Below are 22,528 nucleotides of genomic sequence, written 5' to 3'. Positions count from 1 at the left end.
AGACTTGATTCACAGCGTTCGCTTTCAGTACAATCTCTTCAAGATTCGCACCTACTAAAAAATCAGGAGTGTCTAACCGATGAACCAACTTGTGGAAATTAGCCGCAATTTGCTGGCAACTTGTTTAGGGGTAAAAGAAACAGAAGAGCTGGTCATTGTCACGGATGAAGACAAGCGCCCTTTGGCGGAAGCCCTCTACGCAGCGGGAAAGCTGCTCGGAGCCGAAACGATGCTGCTCGTCATGCAGGAGCGTGAAAAATCAGGCCAGGAGCCGCCGCAGACGATTGCAGAAGCGATGAAGCAAGCAGACGTCGCCGTGTGCATCACGAAGTATTCGCTGACGCATACGCAGGCGCGCAAAAATGCCGCCGCCAACGGGACGCGCGTCGCGACCATGCCCGGCATTACCGAAGATATGTTCACCGCTGGCGCCATTTCCGCCGACTATCAGGAGGTCAAGCGGCTGACGGAAACCGTCACGGACATCCTGACCAAAGGCAAACAGGTACGGATCGAAAAGGGCGGGTACACGCTCGAATTTTCCATCGAGACGAGAAACGGCGTTCCCAGCACTGGGATGTATTTGGAAGCGGGCCAGTCGGGCAACCTGCCGTCGGGCGAGGCGTACATCGCCCCCGTGGAAGGTTCGGCGAACGGCCAGATTTTGGTCGACGGCTCCATCGGCGGAATCGGCAAAATTGACGCGCCGTTGCTGCTCACCGTCAAGGACGGGAGACTCGTCGACGCAGAGGGGCCGATGGCTGCCCGCCTGCTCTCCACGCTCGGGGATGGCGACGGACGGATGCTTGCAGAATTTGGGATCGGAACCAATCACAAGGCGAGAATTATCGGAGTTGTACTGGAAGATGAAAAAGCGTTCGGGACGATCCACGTTGCGTTTGGCAGCAACGCTACTTTTGGGGGAACGATTCAGGCGGGCGTGCACATTGATTTAATCGTAAACGAACCGGATGTGTACATCGACGGAGTGCCCTTGCAGGAAAAAGGACGCTTTCTGTTTGCGGCACAATAGCGAGCGACAGGCGTGAAAACGAAAAAGCAGAAGCGAATACACTCGCTCCTGCTTTTATTCATGCCCCAGGCCCGCGCCAAAACAGCGGACTGTGGACAGGGGACAGTGGGCACCAAGCCACCCGGGCGCTGCGCTCTTGCTCTTACTGTTGCTCTTGCTTTTGCCTTGCGCTAATTCGCTGCCGAGAGCTTTTCCACCAGCCGCTCGAGCAGTTCTTGCCCGTCGCTGCCCACGATATTTTTGCCGTTGTACAGCGCAAACGGCTTTTCCAGACATTGGCCGCAATAGTTGACACACCGCTCGTCGATCAACTGCACATCGGGAAATTTCCTGACCTCGTTTCTCACCCACTCCAGACTGCCTTGGAGATTGCACGGGCAAAATTTGATTGTATGCACCATCGTCTTCCCCCATCAATAAATGGCATTGCGCTTCTACCTGAATTTTACAGTCAATTCAGAATTAACAGCAAGAACACGCATAAAACCGCAAACGCTTTAAAGCGGCGAGGAAGCCGAAAAGGCCGGGCAGGCTGCCAGAACTTGGGCGTCTGGAACCGCTCGGCCTTTTTTGGTTATAGTCGCGTGCGTACAGCTCAAGCAGCCCTTTACGCCTCTTGCAGCAAAAACTGTTTGCCGTACTCTCCGTGATCGAGAATCATCGGATGCTCAATCTGGATCGTCGAATGCTCGATGCCGTACTTCGTTTTCAGCAGATGATTGATGCCGAGGATCACACAGTACGGCTGAATATCCTCGCGCACAAACACGTGTGCCGTCAGCGAGTAGTGCTCTGTCGATACCGCCCACAGGTGCAGCTCGTGCACGTCATAGACGCCTTCCACACTGGCGAGGTCTGCCCGGATTTGGTCGAGATCAAACTGCTCCGGCACGGATTCCATCAGGACGGCCAGCGATTCGCGGATGATTTTGAAGCCGCCCATAAAGATGATTCCTCCGATCACCATGCTAATCAGCGGGTCGAAGAGGTAGTAGCCTGTGAAGTAAATGAGAATGGCAGAAGCGATGACGCCCACAGAGCTGAGCAGGTCGCCGATGAAGTGCCACAGGGCGCTTTTCACATTCAGGTTGTCTTCTTCCTTGGTGCTTCTGGACAGCACGATCGTCAGCACGATGTTCACGATCAGCCCGATGGACGCGATCGTCAGCATCAGTTGCAAGTCGACGTCTTGCGGGTGAATCATCCGGTTAATCCCTTCAATCGCGATGCCGATTGCAATTACGGCAAGCGCCAGGCCGTTCAAAAACGAAGCGATGATTTCAAAGCGCAAAAAGCCAAACGTGTACTTTTTGGTCGGCTTGCGCGTCGCCATGTAAATCGCGGTCATGCTCAAACCGAGCGCGATGACGTCCGAGATCATGTGCGCCGAGTCGGACAGAAGCGCCAGCGAGTTGGACAACAGGCCGCCGACGATTTCCACGATAGTAAAAAACAAAGTCAGGATCAGTGTAATCCACAACGTTTTCTTCGATTTTTGCTGTTCCTTCACGTGATCGAGATGATGATAATCAGCGTACTTCACGTGTTTCATAAGAGCCACCCCCACTATCAAAATAGAAAAATTACAATCTAACACTAGCGTTGCATAAAAAATGCGTTCGTAATTTGTCAAAGTATTCTGAATGACATTTTCAGCTACACAACCAAAAACGGCAGCAACCAAGCAAAAGGTAGCCACTGTCCATTTGGTAGTTTTATACATTTATTACAATCGTGATAACAGCAACCAATACCTAATTCCTTTTCTGTCGCCCTCTGGATGTTCGTTTGGACTGGTAATTCATTCTACCTATCCATTGTTCGAACGTTTGCCAAAGAAACACTTTTAGCCATCTCCTGATCTGCAACAAGCTGTGCTGACTGTTTTGTTCCAGTTTGACAAGGAGCAACAGGCAGTAGGCAATGAGTGCGAGTAATACTTGGTTTCGTACCGCATTTTCACTCGTTCCATAGAAGTTCTTGATCTTTACATGCTGCTTTATCCACTTGAAAAACAGCTCAATTTGCCAACGCCAACGATAGATGTCGCTGAGTTCTTCTGCTTCCAGGTCGAACCGATTCGTAATGATTCGAATGAGATTTCCCTTCGAATCAAGCGTTTCAATGAGTCGCAGCACGTTATCTACCCGCTTTTGAGGCGTTCCAAGAAGGATCATGGAATCCGATAAAACGGAGCTTTCCAAGGGGATTTTGAATTCATAAAGATGACGGATTTCGGCGTTATCTTTTAGACGAGAAGCGAAAAAGATGCCTTTGTCCGTGTATTCATCAAATTTTTCATAATCCACATACCCTCGATCAAAGACGTACATCATACCGATCTCATCAATCAACGATTCCATTTGAGTGCGGTCATTGGACTTGGCACCCGTGATGGTTATTTTTTCAGGATACACATCCCCCTGGTCGGCAAAGACGAGACGAAGATGAAGTTTGATGCCAGCCTTGGTTTTACGGAAAGTTGCCCATTTGTACTTCTGCAAACACAGCCCAATCGTTGTAGAATCAATGATTTTCATGTCTTTTCGAAGGGAATACGTGTTGCCCGAGTGTCTCTGAATTTGCCCTACAAGGTCAACAAATATTTCTTCAAGCAAAGCTGGATCTACTCGATTGTTTTTGCGACTAAGCTGAGCGGGACTAATCGACGACAGTCCTAACTCTCGCTGGAATTTCTTTGATAAAACATCATCTGCAATGGCTCGGAGTCCTTCTCGTTGCTGAAGTTGAGCATGCAAAAACAGGAGTAGATATGCTTTGGTCGTTAACTTTTTCACGTACTTGTCCTGATCCGTTTCGTCTATCCGTTGTTGAAATTTCACAATATTAATGGGTGAAATGTATTTACCAAATGAAGAAAATAGGGTATTCTTGTCCATGGTCTATCCTTTGCGTTGGATTTGGACAGGAACTACCTGACCTTTCCAGTGTAAAGGATTTTTTTATGCCTGAGAACACTTGAACGCTGAAAGTTATGATGATTTTGAATGGTATGAAAAGATTAATGCAACGCTAGTGACAATCTAATAATTAATTTAATTATAGGGTGTTTTTGCCACTTATTCAAATGAACATTTTATGGATCATACTACTGATTTTCATTCCCAGCCCAGTCGTTTCTCACGGAGAGACGCGGGGAAAACGCGGTTTCGTTCAGCATTTTGGCCCGGCTCCTGTTGCCAACGCAAAGCAAACAGCCTTCTCCCCCTCTGGAAAAGGCTGTTTGCTTTGCGCGATTTACTGGCAGCCTGTTTTGACACACCTCAAGCTACGAGACATACCCCTCGACAATGCGCCGAATATTCCCTTTGTGCTGCTCCAGCAACCGAAGCGACTCCGCCTGCGACAGCGCCGTTTTTTTCATCACAATCGCAAGCCTGGCGTCGCCTTGCGCCCTGTTCAACAGCTCATCGGCTTCCTCCAGCGAGACGTCGGCCGCTTCCGCGACGATCTGCTTGGCCCGCTCCTTCAGCTTTTCGTTCGTCACCTGCACGTTGACCATCAAATTTTTGTACACCTTGCCCAAGCGAACCATGCATGCGGTCGTAATCATGTTGAGCACCATCTTCTGCGCCGTCGCCGCTTTCAGCCGGGTCGAGCCTGTGACGACTTCCGGGCCGACCACGACGTTGATGGAGACGTCCACGCCTTCATTGATCTCAGCCGTCGGATTGCACGACAGCGACACAATTTTCGCCTTGAGCCGACTCGCCTCTGCCAGTGCGCCTTTTACATAAGGCGTGCGCCCGCTCGCCGCAATTCCCACTACAGCGTCACCGGCCCTGACTCCGTGCGCCAAGACATCCTCCTGGCCCAAATGCGCGAGGTCTTCCGCTCCTTCAATCGCTTTGACGAGCGCTTCCACTCCCCCGGCGATCACGCCTTGCACGAGGGAAGGGTCTGTGCCAAAGGTCGGCGGGCACTCCGCCGCATCCAGCAGTCCTAAGCGGCCGCTGGTGCCTGCGCCAAAATAAAACAGCCTGCCGCCGTTTTGCAAGCATTCGGCAATCATGTCCACCGCCCGGGCAATCGCAGGCAGCTCCTTTTCCACGCAATAGGCGACTTTTTTGTCCTCCTCGTTCATGAGCCTGATGATGTCGAGTGTCGAGAGCAAGTCCAGGTCTTCCGATTGCTTGTTTTTCGTCTCGGTCGTCAAACCGCTCAGTTGATTTCTCATCCGCTACCTCCCCGTCAGTCTCCAGTTCGTCCGTTTTCTTCATCAAAAGTGCCCCTGTTGCTTCCACATACTGACAGGCAAGCGACCGACTGCCTTTTGCTTGCCGAACAAAACGTCCGCAACGACTCCCAGCGCCCGTTCACTCTGGTCGTACACCGCAAGAAAAGCGTCCACCTCCGGAAAAGCGGTCAGGTCGTACGGGTTTCTGAGCGCCACTGCCACCACCTTTTTGCCTCGCGTGGACAGTTGCTGCACCAGTTGCGCCTGACCGCTGTAAAGATGGGCGTTGTACGTAAAAACGATCACCGTATCGCAGGGCGCCACGGCAGCGACAGCCTGCTCGATCTCCGCCTGCGCAGGTTGGAGTGCGGACAGAAAGTGGGCATGCACCTGTCTGTGCGCTTGCAGCGGCGCTACCAAAAGCTCCGCGCCCGCCTGCTGATCCTCTGCCTGCGTCAACCGGCCCACTCCCGGCAAAATCACGCCAAGCGCCCCCGCCTGCTCCGGCAAAGGGACAAGCCCCTGGTCGTTTTTCACCAAGGTCACAGCCTGCGCGAGCGCTTCTTTGGCCAGCCGCTCGTGAGCCGTCCGGTCAAAACCGGGACCTGTCGCCGCCAGACACTGCTCCCAGGAAAGATAGCGCTGCTTCAGTTCCGTGATGCGCTCGACAGCCTCCTGCACCCGGGAGTCGGGAATTTCACCGCTGCGGATCGCTTCGGCCAGACGATCATACGTCTTTTGCTGCACCTCGGGCGTATGCGAGACGAGCACCATGTCCACGCCCGCCTGTATCGCCTGCACCGCTGCTTCCGGCACGCCTGTGGAGTTGGCGATCGCGGCCATTTCCAGACAATCGGTAATCGCAACGCCCTGAAAGCCGAGCTGCCCGCGCAAAACGTCCGTCACCAGCCGCCGCGAGATCGAGGCAGGCGCACCGCTTTCGTCGACGGTCGACAGGCTGACATGTCCGATCATCACCATCGGGGCTTTTGCCGCGATACAGCGGCGAAACGGAACCAGCTCCACCTGCGAGAGCCGCTGCCAGTCGTGCCGCAGCACCGGAATCGCTTCGTGCGAGTCTGTGCTCGTGTCGCCGTGGCCGGGAAAATGCTTGATCGCAGCAACGACGCCGCTTGCAAGCAGCCCTTGCACGGCGCTCTCGCCAAAACGCCCGACCGCTTCCGGCTCCGCGCCGAACGAGCGCACTCCGATCACCGGATTGGCCGGATTGTTGTTCACGTCGACGACAGGGGCAAAATTAACGGTAATGCCCGCGGCCCGCAGTTCCTCTCCAGTCGCCGCATAAACCCGTCCGGCCCACTCCGGGCTTCCCGTCGCACCGAGCGCCATCGCTCCGGGAAACCGGGTAGCACCGCGCATTAGCCTCGCCACGACGCCGTTTTCCTGATCGGTTCCGACCAACAGCGGATGCGGCTGTCCGGCTTCCTTCGCCCAGCGTTGCAACGTGCGCACGCGCCGAAACGTCTCTGCGACTGAACCGATGTTGCGGCTGAACAAAATCACGTTGCCAATCTGCCGCTCGCGAATCCACGTCTCCATCTCACCGGGTACTTCCAGCGTCGGGTAACCGATCATGAGCAGTTGCCCGACTTTTTGCTCCACACTCATCTGCTTTGCACGCATGGAGAACCTCCTTTTTTTCGCACGCTCGCAGCCGCGAATGACGCGAATGATTAGACAAGCTCCTTGCTGTACTTGGCGTACTGCTTCCAGCTTGAATAGCCGAGCTTGGCGTAAAAGTCGACGAGCGCCGTCCAGTCAATCACGATCTGCTGAATCCCGCGCTGCCGCAGCATGGCAATCCCCGCCTGCACGAGCGCCAATCCCAGGCCGCTTCCCCTGTGCGCCGGGTCGATGCCAAGCGGTCCGATCCCGCCCAGCTCCCGCGCAAAAAGCGGTGCCCAGTAGACGTTTTGCGCAATAAACGGCGACTTCGCGTCATTGATCCGGCAAAAGCCGACGATTTCCCCCTGCCGCTCCAACACGACGAACTCGCGCCCAGTCCCGCCGCGCTGAAAATAGTGAATCGCCTCGTACTCCCAGCGCCCGGGAAAGCAGCGATGCAAAAAGGACAAGAACGCGTCTTTGTCGTCCGCCGCAAGCAAGCGGAAGCGCCCGTCCGCGACTTGCGGCAATGGAACGGATTTCTGATCGTCCTGATCGGAATAGCGGCAAAGCAAATCGTTTTCCAACGGCTCCAACAAGCGGTACCCACGCGCGGCAAACCAGGCTGAAACCTCTGGCGACTCAACGGGAATCCCCGGGAAATAATGATACGGGTCGCGGCCGAGCCATATTTTTTGCACGCCGCGCTGCCGCAAAGCCCGCTCTGCTCGCGCCAGCAGCTCGCTTCCGATTCCTTGGCCGCGATCGTTGCGGTCCACGAGCAACACCTGAATCCAGCCGACGCCTTTTCCCAGTTGCACATCGAGCTGTTCCTGCCAGCATTTTGCCACGACAAATCCTACGGGACGCCGCGCAACCGCATCCATGGCAATCCAGGAGCCTGCCTGCAGCACATTGCGATCTTCCAGGCTGTTCTGGCGGAGCAGCTCGGGACGCATCGGGAAGCGCTCTCCCAGCTCCCGGTTCCACAGCTCGCACAGCGCATCCAGGTACAGCGCGTCCAATGGTACGTAAAACATGCGTTCATCCGCCTCCTAATGCCCTACTTCAACCCGGAAGTTTTGGAGCCTTCGACAAAGTATTTTTCCGCAAACAAAAACACGAGCAAAATCGGAATCAGGCTGATTAACGCCCCCGCCACCAGCAGTTGGTCGTCGGTTTTGTACTGTCCGCGCAGCGACAAAATCCCGATCGGCAGCGTAAAATGCTCCTCGGAGATGAGATAGATGACAGGCGCGAGAATTTCGTTCCATTTGCCCATAAACGTAAAAACCGCGAGTGTCGCGAGCGCCGGCTTGCACATCGGCAAAAACACGCGCCAGTATATTTGGAACGGATTGCAGCCGTCCAGCTTGGCCGCTTCCTCATAATCCTTAGGGATGCTCAGGAAAGCCTGCCTCATCAGGAAAATGGCAAACGGCTGGCCCAGCCACTCCAAAATCCACAGCGGCGTCAGCGAGTCGAGCATCCCTAAGTTTTTGAAAATGATAAACTGCGGGATGATCGTCACGATTCCGGGAATCATCATCGTCCCGAGCACGATCATGAACAGCGTATCGCGAAACGGAAAGCGCAGCCGGGCAAAGGCAAAGGCGATCATCGAGCTGGAGAGTAGCGTGCCGACTACGGACAGTACCGCGACGATCACGCTGTTGACCGTGTAGCTGCTGAAGTTCGCCTGCTCCCACACTTGCGGGTAGTTGCTCCACTTCACAGGATCGGGCACCCATTCCGGCGGAAATTGCATGTACTGCTTGTACGTTTTCAACGAGTTGAACACCGTCGTCAAAAACGGCACGACCATAATCAAGGTGCTGACGAGAACAAACAAGTATCCCAGAACTTTATGGAGAGGAAAACGCTTTTGCATGGCTACCTCCTTTTCCTCCGCGCACGCCATCGTAAATTAATCATAGTGAACCCATTTCTTTTGCAGCTTGAATTGCAGCAAAGTAATCGCCAGCAAAATGAGGAACAGCACCCAGGCGATCGCAGAGGCGTAGCCCATCTTGTAAAAGCTGAAGCCTTGCCGGAACATGAGCAGCATCAGGACGAGACTCGCGTTGTTCGCGCCGCCCGTAGACCCGGCCTCGGTGGAGCCGCCCGTCATGACGAAAATTTGCTCGAAATTTTGAAACGAGTAGATCGTGTTCAAAATGATGACGAGAAACGTCGTGCCGGAAATCATCGGAACGGTGACCTGCCAAAATTTTTGCCAGGCGTTCGCGCCGTCAATCGACGCTGCCTCGTACATGTCATGGGAAATCCCTTGCAGCCCGGCCAAAAAAATAATCATCATGTAGCCGACCGACTTCCAGATCGCGATGAGCACGAGCACCGGGATGACCCACACTTCGTCAATCAGCCAGTTTTGCGGCGCGATGCCGAATTTGGCGAGGATGGCATTGGCAAAGCCGATCCGCTGGTTGAACACCGCATCCGCCACATACGCGATCACCGTCCACGACGAGATCACGGGCAAAAAGTGCGCCATCCGAAACAGCTTCAGCCCTTTCAGCTTCTGGTTCAGCGCGACTGCCAGCAAAAGCGCCAGAAACGTCTTGGCCGGAACGTACAACAGCGTGAAGTAGACCGTGTTCCACAGCGCCTGGTAAAACAGCGGGTCGGCGAACAGCTTTTCGTAGTTATCCAGCCCGGTCCACTTCGGCGGATTCAAAATATCGTAGTCGGAAAAGCTGAAGTAGAGCGAGGCAAGCGAAGTCCCCAGGACAAACACGAGAAAGTGGACCAGGTAGGGGGAGACGAGCAGCAGCCCCCATCTCCCCTCGCTGTCCAGCCAGTTTCGTTTCTGCTTCGTTTTCACATCAGGCTGTGCCTGTAGCTTGTTTGGTAGCTCCAACATCGTTGGCTACACTTCCTCCCTGATGGTTTGCTACTGCTTCTTGAAAAACTCATCCAGAACTTTTTGCACGCCCTCGTCTGTCTTGGTGATGTAGTCGTCCACGCTCATCTTGTCCATAAACAGCTCGGCCAGATTGTCCGTGACGACCTTCAACCATTCCGCGAAAACGGCGTTAGTGTCGATCGTGCCCGCGAACTCCAGGCTGTCGAGGAAAACTTGCTTGTTGTCCGGCTTGATGCTCGGGTTCAGAAACATCTCGGAGTTCGCCACCGATTTTTTCACCGGAATCGCTTCCCCTACCTCTGCCCATTGTTTTTGCGCCTCGTCCGAGGTCGTCCAGTACGTAATCCATTCCTGGGCCGCTTTTACTTTTTGCTCCTCGGCTTTCTTGTTGATGACCCACGAGTTGGCGATGACTGGCGCGAACCGTTTGCCATCCGGACCTTTGGGCAGCGGCGCCACATCGTAGTTCAAGCCGGCTCCGTTCATCGAGGTCGTAGCCGCGTAAATGTCGATCTGCATTGCGGTCGCTCCGCTCAAAAACACTTTGAAGTTGCTCTGGAACGCCTTCAATTCGGCCGGGTTCGGGAACAGCTTGCGCTTCATGCCGTCCGCCATCCACTCCACCGCTTTTTTGTTTTCCGGAGAATTGACGATCGACTGTGTCATCGTCGGATCGAGCACGCCGCCGCCGTACGCTTTCATGATGTTAAACGCCCCGCGGGAGCTGCCGAAAAACGTAAAGCCGTACTGCTTCACCGCATTTTTGTCAAAGGCGGGGTCGTCCGCATTTTTCCCGTTAGCATCGAGCGTCAGCTTGGCGGCCGCCGCCTTCAGGTCATCCCACGTCCAGTCTGCCGTCGGATACGCGACTCCGGCCTGGTCAAACAAATCCTTGTTGTAGAAAAGCGCCCCTACCTGAATGCCCTGCGGCACGCCCCAGTATTTCCCCGAGGCGTCCTTGTTGAACTCCACGCCGAGCACCTCGTCCTTGTTGACTTCCTTCGTGACGTAATCGGTTATATCGCGAATCGCCCCGCGCTGCGCAAAGCCGAATACTTTCGTCCCGTCGCTTTGCCAGATGTCTGGCGCGTTTCCTGCGGCAATCTGCGTCGTCAGCTTCTGGTAAAAGTCCTCGTAAGGAGCCGTCACGGTCTTGATTTTGATATGCGGGTGCGACTGTTCGAATTTTGCGATAATTTCCTCCATCTTTTTCTTCGTAGGCGGATCAGAGGTGTAACCCATGTACAATTCCACCTGGTCCCCCTGCTGCGTCGAAGATTGGCTGCTACATCCGCCGACGAGCAACGCCGCTGCCAGACTGGCGATTCCTGCTGCTGCTAGAAACCTGCTTTTTTTCATGGAAAACCTCCCATTTTCGAAAAGATGCATACTTGTACAAAAAATGATTGCTCTGCCCTGCTCTTACGCGCTGCAGCGGATCGAGCCAGGCTTCGTATTGGCGTCTCGATCCGTCCGCCAGTTGCTACAGTTGCTGGTTAGCGACTCGCCCGTGGACAGCCAATCGCCCCGCACTAACGACAACTCCCCCCTCATCCTGTATGAAGCGCGCTTCATTTGCGAGAATTTACTGTCAATTCGTTACATACCTGTATTATAGACTCTTGAAATAAAATATCAAGATATTAACGTAATCGTAAAATAAAATTTCAAAACAAACATTTCGACATTCTTCTCCCTGTTTCTTTTCCTGTGACGAAGCGGCTCGAACGCGCAGCTCGGCCCGGCCTGCCCTGTTTTCGCCAGCAAAAAGAGCAGGAAACGAACCGCTTGATCGCCCTCGTTTCCTGCCCTGAAGCCTTATCTTACAATCCTGTAATTTTGTGTAAGGTAATTCGATTTCTTCTTTTCTCGCCTTTGTTTACGATTTTCCTATTGTCATAAAAAAGGAGGATCACTGTTTGTGGACGCCATGGAGATGAATATTCATGCTTTCCGATTGATTAATGACCTGGGTAAGCAGTACCCGGCACTCAATCCCGCGTTTTACGCCATTGCCGAGTACACCGTGTACGCCCTGGCCGTCTGCGTGCTTCTGTACTGGCTGACGCGCAGCTACCACAATCGCGTGATGGTGGTTTGCGCCGCGGTCACGTTTGCGCTTGCGGAACTGCTCGGAAAAATCGCAGGCAGCCTGCACGCCAACAACCAGCCGTTTGCCGAGTTGGCGAATGTGAATCAGTTAGTGCAAAAAGCGGTGGACAATTCCTTCCCCAGCGACCATACGATTTTGTTTTTTTCCTTTTGCATGAGCTTCTGGCTGTTCAAAAGAAAAGCAGGCATTCTTTGGATGCTGCTGGCAGTATGCGTAGGGCTTTCCCGCATCTGGGTAGGCGTGCACTATCCGGCGGACGTCATCGTCGGTGCCTTAATCAGCATCGGCTCGGCCTTGACCGTTTTTATGGTGGTACCGCGGCTATCCTTCGTACACAGCGCGCTGGCTCTGTACGAAAAAGCCGAACGGGCTGTTTTGCCTGCCCGGCTTAGCTCCAAAGACTTTTGAGAAAAGCGAGCCCAAAACACTCTGTTTTTGCAAAGTGCTTTGGGCTCGCTTTGTCGTTTGCTAGCGGATTTTGCCGAGCGTAATCAGGCCATAAACCAGTTGGATCACGATGCCGCCCACCACCACAGGCACAAACCACATGCCAAACCAGCTTCCCCAGCCCATCGCAATCGAAATCGCTTCCAGCAAAATGACAGAAAACACAATGACGCATATATTTTTGAGCTGGTTCACGATTTTTCGGCTTTGCAAGTAAAACTGCTCCGCGTTTGCTTCGTTGAACCGCTTCGGATAGTTATAAACTTCCGGATGCTTTTCCAGCGCCTGCATCAATCCAAACAGCAATGCCCCAATCCCTGGCAAAATGAGCAGCTCCCACTTCGAGCCCCAGCGATCCACTTCTCCTGCTCCGTTAAAATGAGCGGGCACCTTGTCAGGAAGATCGCCCCACAGCAACAGGAGAGAAACGATTCCCCCGATGTAAAAGACCGCTCCCAAAATGTCCCAGATCCATTCGCTTTTGGTCTTTGCGATGTTCAGCTTCGGACGCCCCCACCAATCGGCCATGCCTGTCCCTCCTTCAGATCGTCCATCCAGATTGACTTTTCTAAAATTTGGAGATAAGATTCATCCCATTCAGCCTATTGCGAACTATTCGACCCAACAAACCGTGAAAAAGAGGGGATTTCATGTCACACCCACCTAATCATAATTGGCTGGCCAGCCAAAATCAACAAGCCCACTTCCGATGTTACATCGATTCACCCCAAAAGCAGCAAAAGCTTTACAAACGAACGCTGGCCATCGTCGTCATCTCGCAAATTTTCGGAGGGGCGGGACTTGCGGCAGGCGTCACCGTCGGCGCTCTGCTCGCCCAGGAGATGCTCGGAACAGACAGTCTCGCAGGCATTCCCGCCGCGTTGCTCACGCTTGGCTCCGCCTTGGCAGCGCTGTTTGTCGGCCGACTCTCGCAACGGTTCGGCCGCCGCTTCGGGCTGGCAGCAGGGTTCCTCGCAGGAGGCATCGGCGCAGTCGGAGTCATTCTCGCTGCGGTGACACAGCATATCTGGTTGCTGTTTGCCTCGCTGCTCGTATATGGCGCCGGAACGGCCACCAATCTGCAAGCCCGCTACGCCGGAACCGATTTGGCCCAGCCCCGGCAGCGCGCGACCGCCGTCAGCATCGCGCTCGTCTCCACGACCTTCGGCGCTGTAGCCGGACCGAATCTGGTGGAAACGATGGGCCACTTCGCCAGCTCGATTGGCGTGCCGCCACTGGCCGGGCCGTTTATTTTGGGCGCTGCGGCTTTCCTCTGTGCCGGGCTGGTCTTTTTATTCCTGCTCCGCCCGGACCCGCTGCAGGTCGCCAAAGCCATTGCCGAAGCGCAAGCAGAGGAACAGAAAGCCTCTGCGGACATCCCGGGAAGCCTGCCTGCCGCCGACAGTCGCGGCATCATCGTCGGCGCGACCATCATGATTTTGACCCAGATCGTCATGGTCGCGATCATGACCATGACGCCCATCCATATGAAGCACCACGGGCACGGCTTGAGCGAGGTCGGCCTCGTGATCGGCATTCACATCGGAGCCATGTACCTTCCCTCGCTGCTGACCGGGGTTCTCGTGGACAAAATCGGCCGCACAGCCATGGCCTTTGCCTCCGGTGTCACCTTGCTTGCGGCTGGCCTGTTGGCTGCACTTGCCCCGGCCGATTCCATGACGCTGCTCATCGTTGCCCTTGCCTTGCTGGGGCTGGGCTGGAATTTTGGCCTCATCAGCGGTACTGCCCTGATCGTGGACGCAACCCACCCCGCTACCCGGGCCAAAACCCAAGGAACCGTCGACGTCCTGATCGCCCTGGCTGGCGCATCGGGCGGAGCGCTTTCCGGCATGGTCGTCTCCGGCGCCAGCTACGCGACGCTCTCGCTTGGCGGCGGCTTCCTCTCCCTGCTGCTCGTCCCAGTGCTGATCTGGTCGAGACGGAAGCAGAGGCAGATGGAGGTTCAAGCGGAGCAGTCGTTGCGTCAGTGAGTCCGTTCACAGTCAACACTCGACTGACCGCCGCTTTTTTCGCCTCGCTGCTCGCTGTGCAAGACCGGAACGTCGAGTCGAGGAATTGGCGCAAAAAACGGTCGCGCACGGCGGCAAGTTGCTCACGCCGATTCGCGAGTATTGCGGATTACCTGGGAGAAAAGCCTTTTGAAACAGTTTTACTGTGCTGTGAAGATCCGTTCGGGGGGGCAGCGCGAAATTTACAGGGGCCTCTACAAGCTAACCTATTCTTCCGTGGCTTACTGAGTTTTTCCCACAGAAAAAGAGGCAGAGCTTGTTCTGCCTCTTTTCTTTTTCCTGGGCCACGGAAAGTTAGCCGAGCTTGCTGCCGGAGACGTCTTCTATGACAATTCCGTTTAGCTTGAGGTTGACCGGATTGGCAATCGTGTCGCCCACCGGGCATGTCCGCTCCAAAAACTGAATGAAGGCTTCCACCTGCTCTTTGGCGGCATCGGTCTTGATGTGAAAGGTGTAGCGAATCTCAGAATACCCACGGCGCACGTCGGATTTGTTCATGAAGCCATCCGTATCCAGATCGCCTTCGACCTCCACCCAAAAATCGTCGAGATGAACCCCAAACTTTTTCGCATACACGCGAGCCACAATCGACTGGCACGCGCCCAACGCGGACAGCACCAGCTCGACAGGATTCATCGCGGTATCCGTTCCGCCAAGGCTTTTCGGCTCATCGACAGTGACCTCAAAATTTCTGGAACGCGCCTTGACGACCATTCCTTCCTGCAAATGGGCGGTGGCTTTGAATGTTTCTACTGGCATGCTTAGCACTCCCTTTCAGATCGTTTGTGTGTTATTTTGAATTTTAGCACACTTTTCCGATTTGTATTATATGAATTATTGCGAAAGGGCTGAAAAAAAACAAAAAAACGACTATCGTTTGACCGGTCTGCCTATATGTAGTGCGACCGAACAAAGATCATCGTTTTTTCTCTTTAACTACAAGGAGCTATAGCGAGATATATTCAATCCCAGAAGAACGTCTTTCCTTGCTTCTCCCCTGCAAAGGATTAGTAACCCGGTTTTATTTTTTAAGGGCTGTCTGGCGATACTGAACAGGTGTCAAGTATGCCAGCGTTCCGTGAATCCGATGCTTGTTAAACCAGTTGACGTAATCGTATAGCTCCAATTCCAGATGACGAAGGCTTTGGAAGCTCATCTGGTTGATGAACTCCGTTTTCATGATTTTGTAGGTGGCTTCAGCCACGGCGTTGTCATAAGGACAGCCTTTCATGCTGAGAGATCGACCGATTTCAAAGGTCTCCAGAAGCTCATCCATCTTTTCATTTTTAAACTCACTGCCACGATCCGTATGAAACCACTGTCAGATCACTAACGACGAAGCGTTTGGATTCCGTTTGCTCAAACTCACGATCCAGGACATTCTTCGTCGTCGCTTCATTGCAAGCCGTTTTATTGGGCTTATACTGAGCTATGGTGTAGGTGGAGACCAGCCCCTGCTCTTTCATGATTCGGCCAATTCGACGTCTGGTAGCGACCAAGCCGCGCTCTTGAAACTTGAATTTGAGTTTGCGAGTACCATAAGCTTTGCGGTTTTTGTGGAAAATCTCCACAATCGCCGCTCTGGGTTTCCCATTTTCATAGAGCTGCACCATTTGTTTTTTGAATTCGGATGCAAACGTACGTCGTTGTTGTTTGGGCTTTGTAGAGATCCGCTCCTTAGTTTAATAGGTTTATTCTACAAGCCCTTATTTTTTCTGTCCAACTTAGTGTAACCGATCCAAGAAGCAACTTTATTTTGTAAAGGCATGCCATATACTCACAAATATCCAGTATATACACTATAGTTTAATCGTTTTACGACATAAACAAGAAAGATCAGCCTTTAGGCTGACCTTTCTTGTTTAAAAAATGAATTCACAGGCATTTTCTATTCGATTAGCACAGAACTTGTTCCATAACCTTCATTCATTTAATCAGTAATTTTTTTAAGCTCAAAAATAGTTGCCTCTGATAACAAGATAAGCCTATCGTTATTAACAACCAAAAAACTTAAACCTGCAGGTATTCTAAGTTCTGTAGAAGGGTCACTTATACCTACTGCTTTTACTACATCATTTTCGTTTAAGTCTGGGATATCTATTTTATATAATCTATCACTAGCGTTGCATAAAAAATGCGTTCGTAATTTGTCAAAGTATTCTGAATGACATTTTCAGCTACACAACCAAAAACGGCAGCAACCAAGCAAAAGGTAGCCACTGTCCATTTGGTAGTTTTATACATTTATTACAATCGTGATAACAGCAACCAATACCTAATTCCTTTTCTGTCGCCCTCTGGATGTTCGTTTGGACTGGTAATTCATTCTACCTATCCATTGTTCGAACGTTTGCCAAAGAAACACTTTTAGCCATCTCCTGATCTGCAACAAGCTGTGCTGACTGTTTTGTTCCAGTTTGACAAGGAGCAACAGGCAGTAGGCAATGAGTGCGAGTAATACTTGGTTTCGTACCGCATTTTCACTCGTTCCATAGAAGTTCTTGATCTTTACATGCTGCTTTATCCACTTGAAAAACAGCTCAATTTGCCAACGCCAACGATAGATGTCGCTGAGTTCTTCTGCTTCCAGGTCGAACCGATTCGTAATGATTCGAATGAGATTTCCCTTCGAATCAAGCGTTTCAATGAGTCGCAGCACGTTATCTACCCGCTTTTGAGGCGTTCCAAGAAGGATCATGGAATCCGATAAAACGGAGCTTTCCAAGGGGATTTTGAATTCATAAAGATGACGGATTTCGGCGTTATCTTTTAGACGAGAAGCGAAAAAGATGCCTTTGTCCGTGTATTCATCAAATTTTTCATAATCCACATACCCTCGATCAAAGACGTACATCATACCGATCTCATCAATCAACGATTCCATTTGAGTGCGGTCATTGGACTTGGCACCCGTGATGGTTATTTTTTCAGGATACACATCCCCCTGGTCGGCAAAGACGAGACGAAGATGAAGTTTGATGCCAGCCTTGGTTTTACGGAAAGTTGCCCATTTGTACTTCTGCAAACACAGCCCAATCGTTGTAGAATCAATGATTTTCATGTCTTTTCGAAGGGAATACGTGTTGCCCGAGTGTCTCTGAATTTGCCCTACAAGGTCAACAAATATTTCTTCAAGCAAAGCTGGATCTACTCGATTGTTTTTGCGACTAAGCTGAGCGGGACTAATCGACGACAGTCCTAACTCTCGCTGGAATTTCTTTGATAAAACATCATCTGCAATGGCTCGGAGTCCTTCTCGTTGCTGAAGTTGAGCATGCAAAAACAGGAGTAGATATGCTTTGGTCGTTAACTTTTTCACGTACTTGTCCTGATCCGTTTCGTCTATCCGTTGTTGAAATTTCACAATATTAATGGGTGAAATGTATTTACCAAATGAAGAAAATAGGGTATTCTTGTCCATGGTCTATCCTTTGCGTTGGATTTGGACAGGAACTACCTGACCTTTCCAGTGTAAAGGATTTTTTTATGCCTGAGAACACTTGAACGCTGAAAGTTATGATGATTTTGAATGGTATGAAAAGATTAATGCAACGCTAGTGATAATCTATAAAAAGAGAGAGAGTTATAGCATGTCGCTGTAATCTCATATAATGGATTTTTTAGTTCATATTGATATTTCTTATAGTTTTTAAGTCCTTTTGATGAAAAAAAGTCTTTTTTGATTATAATTTCATCTCCAATAAATTTTTGCCCTGTTGGATATTCAGAAGCATCATTCCATGAATTTGCAAATCCTAAAAGCTTCTCAACTTTCCACGTTCCATAGAAATATTTTTCAGTTTCACTATCCAAATTTATACGTTCTACAGTACAATATTCAGTGGTATTTTTTGGAATAATAGACTCATCCGTTTCAGGTTTAGGCTCATTAGAAGTATTTGGATTTGATGTCATTTCAACATTTCCACAAGCCGATGCTAGCATCGACATTATCATGATACAAACCAATAATATTTTTTTCATATTTCACACTCCTGTTTATTTTTTGATTGTGTCACAATCTCTTCAGACATCATATGGCTCTTTACTGCGTATCATTTTTTGCGGTGATAGCAGGATTCAATATGTCAAAACACTCCCGTACGCACTTCATTTGCGTATTTTGAAAAGCTTACCATTAAGCCATTATTGCTTGGCTTTGCCCAAAAGCTCTCCATTGGAGCGTTATCCCAACAGTTCCCTTTCTGGCCCATGGAACACCGATAGCGAAACATCCTTTGATAATCGTTTGAGCACTATCGGCTCACGACGTTTATTATATTCACCTGTTATGACGTTTTGGCATACAAAAAAGTTCTGGGGATTTTTTCCTGAATATTTTCGGGTTCTCAAGCTCCGTCTCTGCTATTCCTTCGCATTAATTCGCTTCTGCTTACGCAAGCATACAAAAAAGGTCCTCGCATTTGGTATTATCCCCTTACGGTAGACAGCGAGAAAAGCCCTCATGGTATCATGAGAGGAACACTGTTGACCGGAGGGGATTTTTTATGCCACCACATAAAGGGCAAAAGCAGCAGCGGTATGACGAAGGAACAAAGAGGGAAGCTGTACGGCTGCGGGTAGAGGAGCAATGGAGCTACCCGATGATTATGGAAAGCACAGTTTACCGCCAAGGCAAAAGCCGCTGACCCTGCTTGTCATACTCCTTTTTTGGGCAACCTATTATCTTTGGGTTTATTTCGAAAAAAATAACAAGTGAGACAAAAACGGATGAGCTCGCCGCCACCCCTGGCGTTTCGTGTATATGACAATAAGCAGAGACGTCGTCTCCAGCGTGACCCCGTCGGCTCGTATCGCTTCTGGCGTTCGCGTACGACAATAGCAGAGACTGCAACTGCACTTCCGCCGCTGTTTTTCTTGCACGCGATTGCTTTTGCTGGATATGATAAGAAAAGAAGGACAAGCGGATATGAACAGCGAGGAGTGGAGCTATGTTTATCAACCAACCGACAGATACAAAGCGCGACCGCATTCCCCCTAACCAAAAGCAGACGACAGGCTTTCCGGTATTGCACTATGGAGAGGTTCCCGAATATACGGACCTCGCTACCGAGTGGAGCTTCCGCCTGTTCGGACTCGTCGAGGAAGAAGTCACGCTCACCTATGAGCAAATGATGGCTCTGCCAAAAAGCGAAGTCACGAACGACATTCATTGCGTGACGGGTTGGAGCAAGCTGGACAACAAATGGGAAGGCATCCCGGTGGAAGAAGTGCTGAAGCTGGTAAGAGTCAAGCCGGAAGCGAAGTATGTCATGCTGCACGCCGAGCACGGCTGGACGGTGAACATGCCGCTGGCCGACTTCATGAAAGCCGGCAATCTGTTCGCCACCAAGCACAATGGCGAGGACCTGACACCTGAACACGGCTGGCCGCTGCGTTTCGTCCTCCCGCACCTCTACTTCTGGAAAAGCGCAAAGTGGGTGCGCGGTGTCGAGTTTTTGGAGAAGGACAAGCAAGGTTTTTGGGAGAAAAATGGATACCATATGTATGGTGATCCTTGGAAAGAACAAAGGTTCGCATGGGATTGATTGAGGTTTACAGGGGCGGGAGACCGCCTCTTTATTTTTTCGATGAGTTTCATTCACATCGTACGCAGCTACCGAGACGAGTTGCTGCTTTTTTGCAAGTGCCGCCAACAAAAAAACCCCCGCCAAACAGCGAGGGTCCTTTCCAAAGCTCCACAACTCCACCACTAACACTTATTTCCCCACACGCAGCAGCGCGTGGTCTACCTTGATGCACAAATCTTGCACAACCTCGATGTCTTCCGCGCGGACAAGGCTCGCCGCCTCTTCGTTGGCGATTCCTTGCTGCATCCAGAACACCTTTGGCTTGTGCTTCATTTTCAGCGCATCCTGGGCGACAGGCAAAATGTCCTCGCTTTTGCGGAACACGTTCACGATGTCCACCTGCTGATCCAGCTCTTGCAGGCTGGCGACGGCTTTTTCGCCCAGAACGGTTTCTCCGGCGATGACAGGGTTGACCGGGATGATGCGGTAGCCGGCATTTTGCATGGCCTGCGCCACCATGTAGCTGGTGCGGTCCGGTTTGTTGGACAGTCCTACCACGGCGATAGTCTTCGCTTCCTCAAGCAGTTGACGACGGGTTTCGTTGCTAGGATTTTGGCTCATGTCAAAACACTCCTTCTCTTTTTCGGTTTAGGATTGGCTGCGGCCTGCGACAAACTCGGCAATCGTGCGGGTCATGACGCCTGTGCCGCCAGCGGGCTGCATATCGCCTGCTGTAGCGGTGTACGCCGTACCGGCGATGTCCAGATGCACCCATGGCGTATCGCCGACGAATTCCTGCAGGAACACGCCGCCGATGATGCCGTGACCATAGCGCCCGCCCGAGTTTTTCAGGTCGGCAAAACGGCTCTTGTTCAGGCTGCGGTACTCTTCAAACATAGGCAACTGCCACAGACGCTCGCCAGCGGTGTCTGCTGCGCCAAGCAGCTCGTTCATGAGCGCCTGGTTGTTCGTCATTGCCCCGGAGCAGTAATGTCCGAGAGCGACGACGATGCCGCCTGTCAGCGTAGCGGCGTCGACGATGCACGACACGCCCTGCTCTTTTGCATACGTGATGCAGTCAGCCAAAACGAGGCGGCCTTCCGCATCTGTCGTGATGATCTCGACCGTTTTTCCGCTCATGGTCGTAATCACGTCGCCAGGGCGGAATGCCGTGCCGGATGGCATGTTTTCCACCGTTCCGATGACGGCGAGCACGTTGACCTTCGGCTTCATTTGGCCCAGCGCTTCCAGTGCGCCGATCATCGCAGCCGCGCCGCCCATATCCGACTTCATGTCTTCCATGCCCGCTACCGGCTTGATGGAGATGCCGCCTGTATCGAATGTCACGCCTTTGCCGATCAAGCCGATGACGTCGTCCCATGTCTCTCTGCCCTGATATTTGACCGCTACCACGTACGGCGCAAGCTCGCTGCCTTTTGCGACGCTGAGGACGCCGCCCATGCCCAGCTCTTCCAGCTTCGCTTTATCCAGCACCTCCACCGTCATTCCGTAGCGCTCCGCTACGGCGACTGTCGCATCTTTCAAGGCGCGCGGCGTCAAGTAGTTGGCAGGCTCGTTCACGAGCGTGCGCGCCAGGTTGGTGCCGGAAACGAGCGCACTGCCGCGCAGCACGCCTGTCTGCACGGCGCTTGCGGCGTCATCGGCAGCCAGAATCCGCACGGTTGCGATCGGCGGAAACTCCCGCTTCGCTTTTTGGCGGTAGCCTTCGTAGTTGTATTCAGCCAGTCCGAACGCTTCCGTCACGGCCTGGGACAGACGCTCCGCGCTCATGTGCTCGGTTGTCGGCAGGTCAATCGCGACGATTTTCGCTTTGCCTTTGGAAGCGACCGTTTTTGCTGCCCGTCCCCACGCATTGCGCGCTGCGACAAAGTCAAACTTGGCCGGCTCGCCCATGCCGACGATGAGCAATTTTCTCGCGGCGATCCGGTTCAAACCATGGATCACCGTTACCTCTTTTGCTTCGCCCGTAATCTCTCCTTCTTGCTGCAAACCGCTGAGGCTTCCGGCAAAAGCCGCTTCCAGCTCCGGGTACACCTGGGAAAGCTGCTCCCCTTTCCAAAGCGGCACGACCAGCTCGTCGCATGCGTAGCTCACGAGCTGCGAGCGTTTTTCTACGGTTACTTCCATATACTCTTCCCTCTTTCGCTGTGATAGGATACAATTATGGGCACATTTGTGTTTTTAACACGATGTGTCTACATACAAGCGCAAGGATGGAAACGTCATGGCTTTCGCCTCTGCGTACGGGATGGCATCCTGATCCGGCAATACAGCCTCGCACTTCTCTATGTAACGAAGCACTTCCTCTACGTCTAGCCCCCAATGCACGGGTCCGTAGCGGGACAAATACTTCCGCGCATTGCCAAACATCCAGCGAGCGCCTTTCAAATTGCCGTATTCGAGATGGTACAGTCCGACTGATAGTTGCAGCAATCCTTGCAAAAACTTATCGGATTTGTCCTCCATCCAGATGTCTTCCAGCAGATCGTGGCATTCGTAGTACTCCCCTTCATTGAACTTTTCAATGAACTGCAAATACTGCGCGGGATACTCCATGGATGCACGCCTCCGTTTCACACCTGCTTTTTTCCAAAAAAGCTGCCTCGCGAAGAAGCGCCTGCACGTATATGGCTGACCTTCCA

At 52.2% G+C, this 22,528-nt stretch carries 21 protein-coding genes and 1 pseudogene; 5 read left to right on the top strand and 17 right to left on the bottom strand.

Annotated features, from left to right (window positions below):
• The first annotated feature begins 79 nt into the window (after positions 1-79).
• A complete protein-coding gene (locus tag BA6348_RS07870) occupies positions 80-1,033 on the top strand; it encodes an aminopeptidase (RefSeq protein ID WP_005832608.1) in 954 nt (317 codons plus the stop codon).
• Between the two features lie 170 nt (positions 1,034-1,203).
• On the opposite strand, the gene BA6348_RS07865 is transcribed toward BA6348_RS07870, so the two are convergent.
• The 9 genes from BA6348_RS07865 to BA6348_RS07825 all read right to left on the bottom strand — a co-directional run bounded on the left by BA6348_RS07865 (position 1,204) and on the right by BA6348_RS07825 (position 11,103).
• Positions 1,204-1,434 carry a DUF1450 domain-containing protein gene (locus tag BA6348_RS07865; RefSeq protein ID WP_005832609.1) on the bottom strand — a complete coding sequence of 77 codons (231 nt, stop codon included), beginning with the start codon at positions 1,432-1,434 and terminating at the stop codon, positions 1,204-1,206.
• A 206-nt stretch (positions 1,435-1,640) separates the two neighbouring features.
• Positions 1,641-2,576, bottom strand: a complete 936-nt coding sequence (locus BA6348_RS07860) for a cation diffusion facilitator family transporter (protein WP_025849111.1) — start codon at positions 2,574-2,576, stop codon at positions 1,641-1,643.
• A 211-nt stretch (positions 2,577-2,787) separates the two neighbouring features.
• Positions 2,788-3,933, bottom strand: a complete 1,146-nt coding sequence (locus tag BA6348_RS07855; RefSeq protein WP_005837477.1) for an IS4 family transposase — start codon at positions 3,931-3,933, stop codon at positions 2,788-2,790.
• A 389-nt stretch (positions 3,934-4,322) separates the two neighbouring features.
• Positions 4,323-5,231, bottom strand: a complete 909-nt coding sequence (murQ, locus tag BA6348_RS07850; protein ID WP_122953452.1) for an N-acetylmuramic acid 6-phosphate etherase — start codon at positions 5,229-5,231, stop codon at positions 4,323-4,325.
• Positions 5,232-5,273: 42 nt separating this feature from the next.
• Entirely contained in the window at positions 5,274-6,875 is a 1,602-nt protein-coding gene (locus BA6348_RS07845; protein ID WP_122953451.1) for a glycoside hydrolase family 3 protein, read from the bottom strand.
• A 50-nt stretch (positions 6,876-6,925) separates the two neighbouring features.
• Entirely contained in the window at positions 6,926-7,897 is a 972-nt protein-coding gene (locus tag BA6348_RS07840; RefSeq protein WP_007784521.1) for a GNAT family N-acetyltransferase, read from the bottom strand.
• Between the two features lie 23 nt (positions 7,898-7,920).
• On the bottom strand, positions 7,921-8,748 hold the full coding sequence (locus BA6348_RS07835) for a carbohydrate ABC transporter permease (RefSeq protein WP_005832618.1): 828 nt from the start codon (positions 8,746-8,748) through the stop codon (positions 7,921-7,923).
• Positions 8,749-8,784: 36 nt separating this feature from the next.
• Positions 8,785-9,741 (bottom strand): carbohydrate ABC transporter permease, encoded by a 957-nt coding sequence (locus BA6348_RS07830; protein WP_005832620.1) that lies wholly within the window; start codon positions 9,739-9,741, stop codon positions 8,785-8,787.
• Between the two features lie 30 nt (positions 9,742-9,771).
• A complete protein-coding gene (locus BA6348_RS07825) occupies positions 9,772-11,103 on the bottom strand; it encodes an ABC transporter substrate-binding protein (RefSeq protein ID WP_122953450.1) in 1,332 nt (443 codons plus the stop codon).
• 562 nt (positions 11,104-11,665) lie between these two features.
• Between BA6348_RS07825 and BA6348_RS07820 the strand changes: the two genes are divergently transcribed.
• On the top strand, positions 11,666-12,265 hold the full coding sequence (locus BA6348_RS07820; protein ID WP_005832622.1) for an undecaprenyl-diphosphatase: 600 nt from the start codon (positions 11,666-11,668) through the stop codon (positions 12,263-12,265).
• A gap of 60 nt (positions 12,266-12,325) precedes the next feature.
• Here BA6348_RS07820 and BA6348_RS07815 read toward each other — a convergent pair whose 3' ends face one another.
• Complete coding sequence (locus BA6348_RS07815) at positions 12,326-12,832, bottom strand: DUF1648 domain-containing protein (RefSeq protein WP_005832623.1); 507 nt, start codon at positions 12,830-12,832, stop codon at positions 12,326-12,328.
• 122 nt (positions 12,833-12,954) lie between these two features.
• On the opposite strand from BA6348_RS07815, the gene BA6348_RS07810 reads away from it, so the two are divergent.
• Positions 12,955-14,295 (top strand): MFS transporter, encoded by a 1,341-nt coding sequence (locus tag BA6348_RS07810; RefSeq protein WP_122953449.1) that lies wholly within the window; start codon positions 12,955-12,957, stop codon positions 14,293-14,295.
• 333 nt (positions 14,296-14,628) lie between these two features.
• On the opposite strand, the gene BA6348_RS07805 is transcribed toward BA6348_RS07810, so the two are convergent.
• The 4 genes and pseudogenes from BA6348_RS07805 to BA6348_RS07780 form a co-directional block, all read right to left on the bottom strand.
• Positions 14,629-15,093 (bottom strand): OsmC family protein, encoded by a 465-nt coding sequence (locus BA6348_RS07805; protein ID WP_007780521.1) that lies wholly within the window; start codon positions 15,091-15,093, stop codon positions 14,629-14,631.
• Positions 15,094-15,355: 262 nt separating this feature from the next.
• A pseudogene (locus tag BA6348_RS27225) lies at positions 15,356-15,908 on the bottom strand (IS3 family transposase); the annotation flags it as partial.
• A gap of 701 nt (positions 15,909-16,609) precedes the next feature.
• Positions 16,610-17,755, bottom strand: coding sequence for an IS4 family transposase (locus BA6348_RS07785; RefSeq protein ID WP_005837477.1), 1,146 nt, complete (start codon positions 17,753-17,755; stop codon positions 16,610-16,612).
• A gap of 122 nt (positions 17,756-17,877) precedes the next feature.
• Positions 17,878-18,318: a hypothetical protein gene (locus BA6348_RS07780; protein WP_242507461.1), complete on the bottom strand. Its 441-nt coding sequence runs from the start codon at positions 18,316-18,318 to the stop codon at positions 17,878-17,880.
• A 524-nt stretch (positions 18,319-18,842) separates the two neighbouring features.
• Here BA6348_RS07780 and BA6348_RS26555 point away from each other — a divergent pair.
• Positions 18,843-18,983, top strand: a complete 141-nt coding sequence (locus BA6348_RS26555; protein WP_165328980.1) for a hypothetical protein — start codon at positions 18,843-18,845, stop codon at positions 18,981-18,983.
• 303 nt (positions 18,984-19,286) lie between these two features.
• Positions 19,287-19,883, top strand: coding sequence for a sulfite oxidase-like oxidoreductase (locus BA6348_RS07775; protein WP_005836460.1), 597 nt, complete (start codon positions 19,287-19,289; stop codon positions 19,881-19,883).
• Between the two features lie 171 nt (positions 19,884-20,054).
• On the opposite strand, the gene BA6348_RS07770 is transcribed toward BA6348_RS07775, so the two are convergent.
• From BA6348_RS07770 to BA6348_RS07760, 3 genes are read right to left on the bottom strand one after another with little or no spacing between them, the layout of a single operon-like run.
• Complete coding sequence (locus tag BA6348_RS07770; protein ID WP_005836458.1) at positions 20,055-20,486, bottom strand: CoA-binding protein; 432 nt, start codon at positions 20,484-20,486, stop codon at positions 20,055-20,057.
• A 27-nt stretch (positions 20,487-20,513) separates the two neighbouring features.
• Positions 20,514-22,013, bottom strand: a complete 1,500-nt coding sequence (locus tag BA6348_RS07765) for a leucyl aminopeptidase (protein WP_005836456.1) — start codon at positions 22,011-22,013, stop codon at positions 20,514-20,516.
• A gap of 54 nt (positions 22,014-22,067) precedes the next feature.
• On the bottom strand, positions 22,068-22,442 hold the full coding sequence (locus BA6348_RS07760) for a DUF309 domain-containing protein (protein WP_005836454.1): 375 nt from the start codon (positions 22,440-22,442) through the stop codon (positions 22,068-22,070).
• Positions 22,443-22,528: the final 86 nt, after the last annotated feature.

The organism is Brevibacillus agri, assembly GCF_004117055.1.
Lineage (GTDB): Bacteria > Bacillota > Bacilli > Brevibacillales > Brevibacillaceae > Brevibacillus > Brevibacillus agri.
The sequence above is the reverse complement of the archived record's forward strand: the minus strand, read 5'-3'. Positions and strand labels throughout refer to the sequence as shown.

Coding starts and splice junctions, on each gene's coding strand:
- BA6348_RS07870 (WP_005832608.1), top strand. CDS start 80: ATGAACCAACTTGTGGAAATTAGCCGCAATTTGCTGGCAACTTGTTTA.
- BA6348_RS07865 (WP_005832609.1), bottom strand. CDS start 1,434: ATGGTGCATACAATCAAATTTTGCCCGTGCAATCTCCAAGGCAGTCTG.
- BA6348_RS07855 (WP_005837477.1), bottom strand. CDS start 3,933: ATGGACAAGAATACCCTATTTTCTTCATTTGGTAAATACATTTCACCC.
- murQ (WP_122953452.1), bottom strand. CDS start 5,231: ATGAGAAATCAACTGAGCGGTTTGACGACCGAGACGAAAAACAAGCAA.
- BA6348_RS07845 (WP_122953451.1), bottom strand. CDS start 6,875: ATGCGTGCAAAGCAGATGAGTGTGGAGCAAAAAGTCGGGCAACTGCTC.
- BA6348_RS07840 (WP_007784521.1), bottom strand. CDS start 7,897: ATGTTTTACGTACCATTGGACGCGCTGTACCTGGATGCGCTGTGCGAG.
- BA6348_RS07835 (WP_005832618.1), bottom strand. CDS start 8,748: ATGCAAAAGCGTTTTCCTCTCCATAAAGTTCTGGGATACTTGTTTGTT.
- BA6348_RS07830 (WP_005832620.1), bottom strand. CDS start 9,741: ATGTTGGAGCTACCAAACAAGCTACAGGCACAGCCTGATGTGAAAACG.
- BA6348_RS07825 (WP_122953450.1), bottom strand. CDS start 11,103: ATGAAAAAAAGCAGGTTTCTAGCAGCAGCAGGAATCGCCAGTCTGGCA.
- BA6348_RS07815 (WP_005832623.1), bottom strand. CDS start 12,832: ATGGCCGATTGGTGGGGGCGTCCGAAGCTGAACATCGCAAAGACCAAA.
- BA6348_RS07810 (WP_122953449.1), top strand. CDS start 12,955: ATGTCACACCCACCTAATCATAATTGGCTGGCCAGCCAAAATCAACAA.
- BA6348_RS07805 (WP_007780521.1), bottom strand. CDS start 15,093: ATGCCAGTAGAAACATTCAAAGCCACCGCCCATTTGCAGGAAGGAATG.
- BA6348_RS07785 (WP_005837477.1), bottom strand. CDS start 17,755: ATGGACAAGAATACCCTATTTTCTTCATTTGGTAAATACATTTCACCC.
- BA6348_RS07780 (WP_242507461.1), bottom strand. CDS start 18,318: ATGAAAAAAATATTATTGGTTTGTATCATGATAATGTCGATGCTAGCA.
- BA6348_RS26555 (WP_165328980.1), top strand. CDS start 18,843: ATGCCACCACATAAAGGGCAAAAGCAGCAGCGGTATGACGAAGGAACA.
- BA6348_RS07775 (WP_005836460.1), top strand. CDS start 19,287: ATGTTTATCAACCAACCGACAGATACAAAGCGCGACCGCATTCCCCCT.
- BA6348_RS07770 (WP_005836458.1), bottom strand. CDS start 20,486: ATGAGCCAAAATCCTAGCAACGAAACCCGTCGTCAACTGCTTGAGGAA.
- BA6348_RS07765 (WP_005836456.1), bottom strand. CDS start 22,013: ATGGAAGTAACCGTAGAAAAACGCTCGCAGCTCGTGAGCTACGCATGC.
- BA6348_RS07760 (WP_005836454.1), bottom strand. CDS start 22,442: ATGGAGTATCCCGCGCAGTATTTGCAGTTCATTGAAAAGTTCAATGAA.